This window comes from Nonomuraea helvata (assembly GCF_039535785.1).
In the GTDB taxonomy this organism is placed as follows: domain Bacteria; phylum Actinomycetota; class Actinomycetes; order Streptosporangiales; family Streptosporangiaceae; genus Nonomuraea; species Nonomuraea helvata.
Genome location: NZ_BAAAXV010000012.1, coordinates 632,088 through 644,548, shown reverse-complemented (window position 1 = coordinate 644,548; position 12,461 = coordinate 632,088). Strand labels below are relative to the sequence as shown.

Genomic DNA, 12,461 nt, shown 5'->3' with positions numbered 1-12,461 from the left:
GTTCTCAGAAAATGCGGACGTCAGGCGGGCTGCGCGGCGGTCGCCGGGGTGGTCCTGGTCTCGCGGAGGGTCAGCAACCCCGTGACCGCGATCAGCGCCGCGGTCAGGCCGTGGATGCCGAGAGCGGCGGCCGTGGATCCGTGGTGGGCCAGGACGTTGACCATGTCGCCGAACGGGGCGACGGCCACCATCAGCAGGACCCAGCCCAACGGGCGGCGGTGGCCCGTCACTAGCAGGATGCCCATGGCCAGGCCCATCGCGATCTCGCGGCTGCCCTTCACGATGGAGAAGCCGCTGCCGTCAGAGGGCCAGTTCGCCAGCCCCGGGAAGGTGGTCCCGAGGGGCAGGACGAAGGACAACCCGAGGTAGAGGGTGAACAGGACGACGACGGCGGCCAGGACGGTGTTGAGCTTCTTCAGCGACATGGTCGTTCTCCTTGTATGTACGGACGGGCAGGGTTCAGCCGCGGACACGGCGGATGTGGCGGGCGTAGCGGGGGCGGCCGATGACGTGCCAGATGACGCGGACCGGGCCGGGAAGGCCGCTGAGGACGATGGCGCGCTCGGCCGGGTTCGCGTCCTCCAGGACGGCGCCGAGGAGCGTGAACAGGGTGAGCTTGGGCGTGTTGTTCACCAGGTGGTCGCCCAGGGAGGCCCACTCCTGTTGGGTGATGTGCTTGGCCGCGAGCGGGAGGAGGGTGGCCTCCTCGTCGTCGAGGTGTTCCAGCAGGACCGCGCGGTGCTCGCAGAGGGCGGCCGCCAGGGTGTCGCGTTCGTCGGCGCCCGCGCTGGCCTCCCAGGCGGGGAGCGCGGCGTCCAGCCTGCTCAGGGTGACCGCGACGCGCTCGTGCTGGGCCTGCATGCGCAGGACGATGTCGGCCTCCAGGTCCACCCGGGAAAGGAGTGGCGGCCACAGCAGCTCGTCCTCGCCCTCGTGATGGTTGTGCAGGCCCATCCGGTAGACGCGGAAGTGGTCGGCGATCACCTTGGCGCGAGCGGTGTCACCCGGGGCGACGGCCGCCACGAGCTCCACCAGCAGCCGTGACTCACGGCGGAGCACGCGGTGGACGATCTCCATGTCCCGGGTGTTGACGCTCATCTGTTCCCGCCCCTTCATCGGTTGCGATGTGTTCAGGCTGCTCCTGGGTGTTTGGAGGGGATTTGGAGGGGACTTGGAACGTCCACGTAAGATGTGCGGATCATGGTCTTCATCCGGGTGCTGGGCTCTTTCGTGGCCGAGGTCGGCGGCGAGCCCGTTCCCTTGGGCGGGCCGCGGCAGCGGGGCGTGCTGGCGTTGCTGGTGGCGGCGCGTGGGCAGGTCGTGCCGGTCGACCGGATGATCGAGGATCTGTGGCACGGGGAGCCGCCCGCGCGGGCGCTGATGTCCCTGCAGGCGTACGTGTCCAACCTGCGTCGGTTGCTGGAGCCCGGACGTCCGCCACGCACGCCGGCCCGGCTGCTGGTGAGCGCGTCGCCCGGTTATGCGCTGCGGCTGCCACCGGAGGCGGTGGACGCGTGGCGGTTCGAGGGCCTGCTGGGCCAAGCGCGTATGGTCACGGACCCGCGCGCCGTCCAGGCTCGGCTCGCCGAGGCGTTGGGGCTGTGGCAGGGACCGGCGTTCGCCGAGGTCGCCGACGAGCCGTGGGCCGCCGCCGAGACGGCCCGGCTGAACGAGTTGCGCCTGGTTGCCACCGAGCTGCACGTCGCGGCGGGTCTGCGCATCGGCGACCCCGTTGCGGTGGTTCCCGAGGCCGAGCGGCTCACCCGCGACGAGCCCCTCCGCGAGGAAGGCTGGCGGCTGCACGCCCTGGCACTGTGGAGCAGCGGCCGCCAAGCCGACGCGCTGGCGACGCTCCGCCGCGCCCGCGGCATCCTCGCCGAGGAGCTCGGGCTCGACCCTGGCCCGGACCTGACGGCGTTGGAGGAGGCGATCCTCACCCAGCGCACAGACGTCCTACGCGCGACCGTGCCCCCGCCCCCGCTGACCGCCCCGCTGCCGCAGGTGGCCCCTCTCCCGGGGGTGGCTCCGACCGTCGAGGCGCCGTTCGTCGGACGCGAGGCACAGCTGTCGGCACTGGTCACGGCCGCCACCGGGGCTGCCACCGACGGAGCCCGTATCGCCCTTGTCACCGGCGAGGCCGGGCTCGGCAAGTCGGCGCTGCTGGAACACCTCGGCAGGCGGCTCGAACGTGACGGGTGGCTGGTCGTCACCGGCCGCTGCCCCGAGGTCGACAGCGCGCCGCCCGCGTGGGCCTGGACTGAGGCGCTGAGAGCCGTCGCCGCGTCCAGGTCCCCGGGCGAGTTCGCGGACGACCTCGCGCCGCTGCTCACCGACACCGGGCCGGTGAACGCCGACGCCACCGCTGGACGGTTCCGCCTGCGCCAAGCCGTGTGGAAGTGGCTCGCGGCGGTCGCCACGGAACGCCCGGTCGCCGTCGTGCTGGACGACCTGCACTGGGCGGACGCCGCCACGCTGGAACTGCTCGGCGGCGGCCTCGGCATGCGGGCCCCGATCCTGGTCGTCGCCGCGTACCGCGCGGACGAGAGCGGGCACCTCACCGAAACGCTGGCCTCCCTCGCGCGCGCCACGCCCCTGCGCCTGGCGCTGCCGGGGCTGAACGACGAGGCCGTCGGGGAGCTCGTACGGGCCGAATGCGAGGCCGACGAGGAGACCATCGCAGGGATCGCCGAGCGCACCGGCGGCAACCCGTTCTACGTGCGCGAAAGCGCCCGGCTGCTGAACGGTGAAGGCGCGCTGGTCGCCCTCTCCGAGGTCCCCGAAGGCGTACGGGACGTCCTGCGCCGACGGCTCGCGCGGCTGCCCGAGGGAGGCGTGTCCGTCCTCCGGCTGGCCGCGGTCGCAGGCCGGGAAAGCTCCGTGGACGTCCTGGTAAAGGCCGCCGACACCGACGAGGACGGGGTGATGGACGCGCTGGACGCGGGCGTCATCGCCGGGCTCCTCGACGAGCCCGGCCCAGGCCTCATCCGCTTCGTCCACGCCCTCGTCAGGGACACGCTCATCGCCGACGTCAGCAGATTGCGTGCTACCCGGATGCACGCCCGGATCGCCGCCGCTCTTGAAGGCACCGACGACATCGCGGCGCTGGCCCACCACTACGCGCGCGCCGGCTCACCGAAGGCCGTCGGCTACTGCGTCCAGGCCGCCGAGCGTGCCGAGGCCCGCTACGCCCACGACGTGGCGGCCGACCTCCTCACCGACGCCGTCATCAACTCGACCGGACCGGACGAACGCGTCGAACTGCTCGGCAGGCTGCTGCGCGCGCAGATCCGGGCGGGAGCCGTCGCAGCCGCCCGCGAGACGCGCCGTGAAGCCGTGGAGTACGCAGAGTCCCTGGGCCGCGACGACCTGATGATCGCCGCATTCACCGCGTGGACAGAGCCGACCTTCTGGCAGGCCCGTACGTACGGCACGGTAGACCGGCCCATCGTCGACCGCCTGAGGCGCCTGCTGAAGCGCGAACTGACCCCTTCGGTGCGGTCCCGGCTCCTGACGGCGTACGCCAACGAACTGATCGGCGAGGACGACCCGACCGTTCTGGAGGCAGCGCAGGAGGCACTCGACCTCGCCACCGGACCCCGACTGCGGGCCGCGGCGCTCCAGATCCTGGCCGAAGTCCACGGCGACGCCGAGCTCTGCCGGGAACTCGTTGAGATCGGCACCGAGCACGACCTGCCGGTCTACCGCGTCACCGGGCTGATCAACTATGCCGCCGTCGTCGCCGCCGCCAACGACCCGGTGAGCACGCACCAGGTGATCACCCAGGCCCTGGAACTCGCGCGCACCTACCGAATGCGCGAGGCGATCGCCGCCGCCGAGATCGTGCTGGCGAGCCTGGCGCTCATCGAAGGCCGATTCGCCGACGCCGAACTCCTTTACATCAAGGCCGACGAAGGCATGCGGCGCGCCGGATCGCTGCACGCCACGGGCTTTCTCCAACTCGCCCTGGCCACGATCTGGCTGAACGACGGCACGCTCGGCGCGCACCTGGACGACGTTCGCGCCCTCCACGCCGCGCTCGGCCCCATGACCTCCGACCTGCTCGCGCTCGCCCTCCACGCCAACGGCCTGGACGCCGAAGCCCGCCAGGTTCGCGCGTCACCCAGCCCGATCCGCCCCGACTTCTTCTTCACCTTCTTCACAACGTTGCGCGCGATGGCCATCGTCGCCTTGAACGACCGCGACGCCGCCGAAGAGATCTACGCGACGCTGCTTCCGCATCGCAACGGCCCCCCGGCGGGCGCCACGAGCCTGTCGGTGGCGGTGCGCCCGGTCGCCCACACTCTCGGTGAACTGGCCGTCCTCCTCGGCCGCGACCACGAGGCCGCCGCCCACTTCACCCAGGCCGCCACCATCGCCGACCAATGGAACGCACCCCACTGGGCCGCCGAGGCCCGGTCGCGAACGACCACCTAGCCTCTGCCCACGGCGCCGCACATCTGTGACACAGAACCTGCATTATCTGTCACATGGGCGGCCTTGGGGCCGTGTCCGCCCAGCTCGGCGTCTGCCGCCACGACGGCGACCCGGCTACATCATGTGTCACATCGCCTGCCCGGAGGACGTCCGTGTCCGTCGTGTCCTTCCCCGGCCCGCCGGCACCGACACGCTCTGGCTCAACCGCGGGACCGGCTCGCCGGTCAGGTGGATCTCGGCGGTCAGGTCGCCCTCGAAGTCCGCGCCGCCGTCGTTGGCCAGCTCAGTGGCCACCTCGATGACGGCGTCGCCGTCCAGCAGGCGTCGGGTGGTGACGAAGGTGCCGTACCAGGCGATGCGAGCGCGCTCGGCCACGATCAGCGCGGCGTCGCGATAGACGCCGCGGCCGACGTAGAAACCGGTCTCCATGAAATACGGGATGCCGAAGGAATGCGGCAGGCCGACGTCGTAGAAGTCTCGTCGTCAAAGTCTTCGGCGAGCGCGCCGACGGGGTCACCATAGGCCAACTTCTACGCCCTGTTGATGAGTGTGCGTCAGGCGGATTCGCGCCACAGCATGCGCGGGCGCACCGTTCGCCGCATCGGTGGCAGTTCGGCGAAGTCGGCGGCGGCCAGCGCGTCGGCGATGTCCAGGGCGTTGGTCACCAGCGCGTGGCGATCGATGGAGACCGTGGTCAGCGTCGGGTGCACGGCCTCGCCCAGGGTGAGACCGTCGATGCCGCAGATCCGCACCTGGCCGGGCACGTCGATGCCGAGGGCGTGCGAGGCCTGCACCGCGCCGATCGCCATGAGGTCGTTGAAGACCAGCACCGCGTCCATGTCCGGATGGGCGCGGACGAGCTCGGCGAACGCCTGGCCGCCGCCGGCCATGGACTCCTCGTCGAACGCGATTCTCTTCGCCGACTCGGGACCGGCGAACTCCGCGAAGTACCCGCACCGCGGCGAGGGAACGTAGGTGGGGGAGTTGCGCAGGGAATAGGCGGAGTCGATCATGCCGATGCGCCGCGCGCCCGCGCCCCGCAGGGCCTCGATCGCCTCGCGCACGCCTTCGCGCATGTCGACTTCGACGGAGTGCATGCCGGGCAGGCAGCCGGTCCGCTCGAGCATCACGAGCGGGAGACCACGGCCGGCCTTGACGAGGTCGCCATCGTCCTGGCCGAAGTGCCCGATGAACAAGTCCACCTGACCGGAGAGCATGTCGAGCGCGCTCGCCTCGTCCTCCGTCTCCGTGGAGGCCATCACCACGTGCCAGCCGCGCTCGGCGGCGGTGCTGAGCAGGTCGCCGGCGATCTCGGTGAAGTACGGGTTACGGAAGGAGGCCACCAGATAGCCCATCGCGCGGGTCTTCTTCCGCACGACCAGATTGCGGGCGAACCGGCTCGGCCGGTATCCGAGCCGCTGGCAGGCTTCCAGTACGCGCTGCTTGGTCTGTTCGCTGATCTCTCCCATGTCGTTGATGGCCCGGGTCACAGTCTGCCGGGAGACCCCCGCGGCCTGGGCAACATCGTTGATCGTCACACGTTTCGCCATCTGGCCGTCCTAGGTTCGTTGCTTGAGTTGTTCACGGCGCTGATTCCCGTCCCTGCAACCTGTGTCCACGACCTCAAGGCGAGACTGCGCCCCAGTGCTCTCACTGTCCTGCCAGGTAGTGGGGGAGCGCGCGGATCCCATCCATCATCTTCCATGGGCCGGTAGAACATTGTCTTTCAGTGAAGCAGTCCGAAACGTCTCATCCTTCGAGCCAGGCGCAGGTCGCCTGAAGCCCCGTGCCAGATCGGCAGTAGCGCCGAGCACGGGCAGGCGCGGTTCGGAAGGCCCGCGTAACAGTGCGGTGACCTTTCGATCGGCGGCTGAGGAAGTCACCACGCGCTCGTTTCATCCGAGGGCTGCTCAGGTACGAAACCGCAGGAGCGGGGGCTGCAGTCAGCCTCGTGATCGTGCCGCCACCGACGGGTGCCGCGTTCGGTCGCTCGGGCGAGGTGGACCAGGCGGCGTTGTCGGCTTCTGGAGAGGGTGGATGGGAGCGCGGCGAAGGTCTGGGGGTCAGTACTGGCAGAGACCGTTGATCGAGTGATCTGCATTCGCCTGTGCGGGCAGATCCGCGGTCACTTCGTGTGGTCGCCGGCCGGGCTGAAGCGCGCGATCGGCCCGCTCGTGCTGGGCCGCGACGATCTCATCCGCGAGGGTTCGCCGCAGCCCTGCACCCTGGGCCCGTGCGCACTTACCGCCGCCCTCGTCAGCCTTCGCCGTACGCCTCGGCGAACACCGAGAGCGCGACGTCTGGCTGGCAAGCGGCCACGATCCTGATGTCCGGCTGCCCAAGAGCCTCTATGGCGTGCTCACGGCAGGCCGATACGGGCTGGTGACCGAAGTCAGGGTGCCAGAGTTCCACAATCGGCTCCGAGGCGCAGTCGTCGGTCCCGCAGGCGAGGTCCTCGCGGATCACCAGGGACGAATGGCTGTTCACGGCCGCGTACGCGTCAGCAGTCAACGCCGCGAGCAGCCCGTTCGCACGCGCCGCGGTGCGCTCGACAGGCGAGGGAGCACCCACCGCCACCGCATGCGCGTCCACCAGCGCCATGTCGAAGACGTCGAGGCGTTGCGCCGGCGATGTCTGCTCGATCTCGTCGAGCCGGTTGCGAAGGGCGGCTAGGCGTGGCGCTTGTTCTGATGTCTCCTCTGATGCCATGAGTACGGCACGGACACACTGCGCGAACTGGTCTCCGCGGCGCTTCCACCAGGTGAGCTTGCGCTGTCGTTCATCACTCAGCCCGGCCAGCCCCGGCCACTTGCGCCGGGCGCCTTGCCTGGTCATCCCGGCCGCGTCCCCGATCGCGGGATAGTCGGCGCCGTACTGTGCCGCCGACAGCGCGGCGGACGCCGCAAGTTGGTCCGCGCTGTCGCGGATCGCCAGCAATGAGGTCAGCGTGGCCAGCCACATCTGCCGCACGTCCGCGTCCGGCGCATCGGAGCCAGGCCCCGCATCCGGTTTGAGCTGCAACATTTCCCGCACCGCGGTCCACGCAAGCTGCTCAACGGCGGTGGTCAAATCGGCGCGTTGCGCGTCGGACGTGTCTCGCACGGCGACCCCTTGACAACATTTGTTTACGACACCACCATGATGCGGGCGACAACATCTGTTGTCAACGGGCGACCAGAAGGTAGAAACATGAGATTACTGGTCATTGGCGGAACGTCGTTCGTCGGACGCACCATCGTGGGCGACGCCCTCGGCCGGGGACACGAGATCACGACCTTCAACCGCGGGCTGACCGGCAAGGACATCGACGGCGTCGAGGCGCTTCGCGGCGACCGGTCCACAGACGAGGGTGTCCAGGTACTCGCCGGGCGGAGCTTCGATGCGGTCATCGACCCGGGCGGCCAGGTGCCGGCGCACGTCCTGCGCACCGCACAGGCAATGGCCGGCTGCGCCCCCTTCTACGCGTTCGTCTCGACCACCGGCGTCTACCAGGCCTGGAACACTGCTTCGCTGGACGAGTCGGCCGCGACCTGGCCTGGCGTCCCGGACCAGGACGGCGACCCTGCCGACCTCGAGAAATTGCGCGTTCACAAACGCGGCTGCGAACTGGCGGTCGAGCAGACCTACGGGCTTGACGCCAGCCTGGTCGCGCGCGCCGGGTCGATCGTGGGACCGCACGACAACCTGGGCCAGCTGCCGTGGTGGCTCACCAGAATCGCCGAGGGCGGCCGGGTGATCGCGCCCGGCGACCCGGGGCGCGGCCTGCAACTCATCGACGTGCGTGATCTCTCGGCCTTCGTCCTGGACCAGGTCGAGGCGCAGGCAGGCGGCATCCACAATGTCGTCCCGGACGGGCCGAACACCACGATGGGCCGGCTGGTCGGCGGCTGTGTGCAGGCAACTGGTTCGGACGCCGACCCTGTGTGGGTGGATGAGGGTTTCCTGCTATCGCAAGGGGTGCTGCCATGGGCCGAGCTTCCCCTGTGGATCCCGGACGTACCGGACACCGCCGGTTTCTGGGCCGTGTCCGGCGCTTCAGCGAAAGCAGCAGGACTGCGCACCCGCCCGTTCGGCGACTCCGTCCGAGACACCTGGCAGTGGCTGCGGTCAGGCGGTGAGGTCCGCACCGCGCCCGGCGCCCCGCCACTCGGCCTCGCCGGCGAGAAGGAACAGCAGGTGCTGGCCGCATGGGACGCCCGACTGTCCGAAGGCAACTGAGCTCCCCAGTCGGAGGCCGGCCGTCCGGAACGGGCGACGCGAGAACTGCGCCGCCCACCACGGCGAGGAGATCGGCCGGCTGAACGCCGCACCGGTCCGGCTACCTGGCCGAGCTCGCCAAACCGTCGCCGGCCGGCCGCCAGCGCAAGCGCGCCGCGATGCGGAACGAGCGGGCGGGGTCGGCGACGCGGATGATGTCGCCGACGGCGGCCTCGTGCAGCAGCGTGATGAAGCCCGCGCGGCCTGATGCGGCTACGCGGTGATCCCCAGGGGGGCTACTGGAGGGCGCTGGGGCTTCAAGGTCCTCGACCACGAGACCGGCCACATCTTCGGGCTTCCCGATCTCTATGCCTTCGCGGGGGAGACCCACGGGGCGGTACCAAGCCGGCCGTCGTCCGTACCGGTCCCACGACGGCTTATGTCGCCGAATCGCGCAGGGCCGAAGGGCTCGACTCCACCGCGTGCTCCTCCGGCGTACTGATCTACAAGGTCGACTCCGCGACGCCGACCGGAAACGGGCCCCTGCGCGTCCTGGACGCCACGCCCGGCTCCACGCCGGGGTCCGGCTGCGCGCCGCTCGACGACGCCGCCCACCAGCCGGCGCAGTCCTTCACGGACGCGACGGCCGGCGTTCGCATCGACGTCGTGAGCTCGCCGAACGGAACAGACATCGTCCGCATGCGCCGGACGTAGAGAACCGATAGCCCCGAGGCGAGGGGAACGACCGCGCTCTGAGGCGTCGTGGCGGGCCTGCACCTGTGCTTGAAGGTGACGAATGCCACCACATCTCCTGGAGCGCGGTCTTCTGCCTGGGTCTATCTTTGTACTGACTGGTCAGTACAAAGATAGAGGAGTCGAGTTGATCATTGCGGAGGGGCTGGCGGTCGAAGGCGTGTATCCGCAGGTCTCGTTGAAGGCCGGGGCCGGCACGCTCACGGTGGTCGCGGGTTCGGCGGGAAGCGGGCGGACGAGCCTGCTGTTGACGCTGGCCGGGCGGATGAAGCCCACGAAAGGCACTCTGAACGTCGCCGGGCACGTCAGGCGCCGCGCCATCCGCAAAGCCGTGGCGCTGGCGCTGGTCGACGGCGTGACCGATCTGGACCGGTCGCTGACGGCCGGGGAACACCTGGGGGAGCGGCGGCGCCGGCCGGACCAGGAGGTTCTGGAGCGGGTCGGGCTGGCGGGCCAGGAGCGGGTGCCGGCGCGGGAACTGGACCGGGAGCAGCAGGTGCGGCTGGGCGTCGCGCTCGCGCTGCTGGACGAGCCGGAGGTGATCGTCGCTGACAACGTGGACGCGGGGCTGCCCGCCGAGCGGCAGCAGGCGCTGTGGGACCTGCTGCGCGACCTGGACCAGACGGTGGTGGCCGCCTGCGTGGCGCCGCCCGCCCGCTTCGACCAGCTCGTGGAGCTGTCGTGAAGGGCCTGTTGCGGTCGCGGCTGACACGGGCGGCGCTGGCGGCGGTGGTGTTGCTGCCGCTCCTGTACGCGGGATTGTATTTGTGGTCGTTCTGGGACCCGCAGGGCAATCTGGAACGTGTGCCGGTCGCGCTGGTCGTCGAGGACCAACCGGCCCAAGCCGCGGGGAAGACCCTGCACGCGGGCCGCGACCTGGCCTCCGAGCTGCTGAAGCGCGACGTGTTCGGCTGGCACGAGGCCACCGCGCGGGAAGCGGCCGACGGGGTCGCGGACGGCACCTTCTATCTGTCGCTGACCGTGCCCGCCGATTTCAGCGCCAAGCTGGCCTCACCCGCCGACGATGACGCCGCTCCGAGCCCGGCGCGGCTCGGGCTGCGCGTGGACACGGGCCGCAGCTACGTCATGGGCAGCGTCTCGGACGCGGTGTTCAACGAGGTACGGGCGGCGGCCGAGCGCACGGCGATCCACGACTACTTCGACAACGTCTTCGTCTCGATCGGCGACATCCACGACAAGACGACGGAGGCCGCCGACGGCGCGGACAAGCTGCACGACGGCGCCGTGCGACTCGGTGACGGCGTCTCCCGGCTCAGCAGCGGCCTGGGCACGGCCGAGAACGGCGCTCGGCGGCTCTCCGCCGGCCTGGGCAGCGCCAACACCGCCACGGTCCGACTGCGTGACGGCTCGGCCCAGGTCACGCGGGGCCTCACGCAGGCGCAGCAGGCGATCGGGCAACTGCGCGACGGCCTGAACAAGCTCCACACGCAGGGAACTGCTCCGCTCAGCTCCGGCGCGAGGCAGGCATACCAGCAGGTCCACGCTCAGACCCGCACGATCAACCAGCTCGCCGACACGTACGTCCCCGTCCTGGACGAATGGGGCCCAAAGATCTCCGAGGCCGCCGAGGCGGTCGCCGCCGCCGCCGACAAGGTCGCCGCCGGCGGCGGACCGACCGGCGCCGCTTCGACGAGTGCGGACAGCGTCCGCGTGGCGAACGCCCAGGCGAGCAGCGCGGCCGACAGCGCCAGGGAGGCGAGCTCGCAGGCACAGGCCGCGATCGACCGCCTCGGCGCGGACGCCGACCCCCAGGTGCGCGAACTGCTGCGGAACACGGCAGCCGCCGCGCGACGGGCCGCCGCTGAAGCGGACCGAGCCAAGGACGCCGCCCGGACGAGCGCAGGCAGCGGTACGGGAAGCGACGCCGACGCCGTCGCGGACCTGAGGAACCAGGCGCGGGAGCTGGCGAAGCAGGCTCGCGAGATCGCGGCCGCGGCGCCCGGGCTCGGCTCCAGGCTGGACCACGCCAGGGACCAGCTCAACGCCCTGGACGCAGGCCTGGGCAAGCTGGCCGGCGGCACCGCGAAGGTGCACGCGAGCCTCGGCGCGGCCGCTACCGGCGTGGACCGGCTCTACCAGGGCGCGACCGCGCTGGCCGATGGTTCCCGCCAGGTCACCGACGGTATCGGCCGGCTGAACGGCGGGCTGGTCAGGCTGAGCGACGGCGCGAGCGAGTTGCGCACCGGCGTGGATCGGCTCCACGACGGCGCGGGCCAGGTGGACAAGGGCGTGACCAAGCTCGCCGAGGGATCGAAGGAGCTGGCGGGCGGGCTCGGCGACGGCGCCGCCCGGATACCCGACTACGACAAGGAGCAGCGCGACGCCCGCGCGGACGTGATGAGCGACCCGGTCCGGCTGGCCAAGACCGTCGACAACGAGGTGCCCAACTACGGCACCGGCTTCGCGCCGTTCTTCCTGCCGCTGTCGCTCTGGGTCGGTGCGATGATCGCGTACATGGTGCTGAAACCGCTGAACCAGCGGCGGCTGGCGGGCACCACGGGCGCGGTGCGGATCGCACTGGCGGGCTGGCTGCCGGGGGCGGCGCTCGGGGCGGCGCAGGTGGGCGTGCTGGTGGCGGTGCTGCGCTTCGGGCTCGGGCTGCAGGCCGCGCACTGGGCCGGGGTCATCGGGCTGCTGCTGCTCGCGGCGGCCGCTTCCATGGCGGTCGTGCAGGCGGTGAACGCGCTGCTCGGCCCGCCCGGGCGGGTCGTGGCGCTGGCGCTGCTGATGCTGCAGCTCACCTCCGCCGCCGGGACGTACCCGATCGAGACGTCGCCCGGGTTCTTCCAGACGATCTCGCCGTGGCTGCCGATGAGCTGGACGGTGTCGGCATTGCGCAGGCTGATCAGCGGTGGCGATCCGACCGTGGTGTGGCAGGCTTGCGGCGTGCTGTCGGCTTTCCTCGTACTCGGGCTCGCGCTCACCACGCTCGCCGTGGAGCGTGGCCGCATCTGGTCCGTCAAGCGCTTGCACCCGGAGCTGGCACTGTGAGCGAGCGGAGCGAGCGAACCAATAGGCACAGCAGCGTTTCGCTCACAGGCCTGACGAAGGAGGGC

10 protein-coding genes are annotated in these 12,461 nt (G+C 70.8%); 4 read left to right on the top strand and 6 right to left on the bottom strand.

Annotated elements, in window-relative coordinates; all coding sequences use genetic code 11:
* Window positions 1-20: 20 nt before the first annotated feature.
* Both ABD830_RS53380 and ABD830_RS53375 read right to left on the bottom strand, forming a co-directional pair.
* Entirely contained in the window at window positions 21-425 is a 405-nt protein-coding gene (locus ABD830_RS53380; RefSeq protein WP_345003318.1) for a DUF4267 domain-containing protein, read from the bottom strand.
* A 34-nt stretch (window positions 426-459) separates the two neighbouring features.
* Window positions 460-1,098 (bottom strand): hemerythrin domain-containing protein, encoded by a 639-nt coding sequence (locus ABD830_RS53375; RefSeq protein ID WP_345003317.1) that lies wholly within the window; start codon window positions 1,096-1,098, stop codon window positions 460-462.
* A gap of 102 nt (window positions 1,099-1,200) precedes the next feature.
* Here ABD830_RS53375 and ABD830_RS53370 point away from each other — a divergent pair, with 102 nt between their 5' ends.
* On the top strand, window positions 1,201-4,434 hold the full coding sequence (locus tag ABD830_RS53370; protein WP_345003316.1) for an ATP-binding protein: 3,234 nt from the start codon (window positions 1,201-1,203) through the stop codon (window positions 4,432-4,434).
* A 126-nt stretch (window positions 4,435-4,560) separates the two neighbouring features.
* On the opposite strand, the gene ABD830_RS53365 is transcribed toward ABD830_RS53370, so the two are convergent.
* From ABD830_RS53365 to ABD830_RS53355, 3 genes are all read right to left on the bottom strand, one after another.
* A complete protein-coding gene (locus tag ABD830_RS53365) occupies window positions 4,561-4,863 on the bottom strand; it encodes a hypothetical protein (protein ID WP_345003315.1) in 303 nt (100 codons plus the stop codon).
* A 125-nt stretch (window positions 4,864-4,988) separates the two neighbouring features.
* Window positions 4,989-5,984 (bottom strand): LacI family DNA-binding transcriptional regulator, encoded by a 996-nt coding sequence (locus ABD830_RS53360; RefSeq protein ID WP_345003314.1) that lies wholly within the window; start codon window positions 5,982-5,984, stop codon window positions 4,989-4,991.
* Between the two features lie 706 nt (window positions 5,985-6,690).
* Window positions 6,691-7,536, bottom strand: coding sequence for a hypothetical protein (locus ABD830_RS53355; protein WP_345003312.1), 846 nt, complete (start codon window positions 7,534-7,536; stop codon window positions 6,691-6,693).
* An 87-nt stretch (window positions 7,537-7,623) separates the two neighbouring features.
* On the opposite strand from ABD830_RS53355, the gene ABD830_RS53350 reads away from it, so the two are divergent.
* Window positions 7,624-8,652, top strand: a complete 1,029-nt coding sequence (locus ABD830_RS53350; RefSeq protein WP_345003311.1) for an NAD-dependent epimerase/dehydratase family protein — start codon at window positions 7,624-7,626, stop codon at window positions 8,650-8,652.
* 482 nt (window positions 8,653-9,134) lie between these two features.
* Here the strand turns inward: ABD830_RS53350 and ABD830_RS53345 are convergent, their stop codons facing one another.
* Window positions 9,135-9,323, bottom strand: coding sequence for a hypothetical protein (locus tag ABD830_RS53345; RefSeq protein ID WP_345003310.1), 189 nt, complete (start codon window positions 9,321-9,323; stop codon window positions 9,135-9,137).
* A gap of 188 nt (window positions 9,324-9,511) precedes the next feature.
* On the opposite strand from ABD830_RS53345, the gene ABD830_RS53340 reads away from it, so the two are divergent.
* A complete protein-coding gene (locus ABD830_RS53340) occupies window positions 9,512-10,069 on the top strand; it encodes an ABC transporter ATP-binding protein (RefSeq protein WP_345003308.1) in 558 nt (185 codons plus the stop codon).
* Window positions 10,066-12,396 (top strand): YhgE/Pip family protein, encoded by a 2,331-nt coding sequence (locus ABD830_RS53335; protein WP_345003307.1) that lies wholly within the window; start codon window positions 10,066-10,068, stop codon window positions 12,394-12,396. Before ABD830_RS53340 ends, ABD830_RS53335 begins: the two co-directional genes overlap by 4 nt.
* Window positions 12,397-12,461 lie beyond the last annotated feature (65 nt).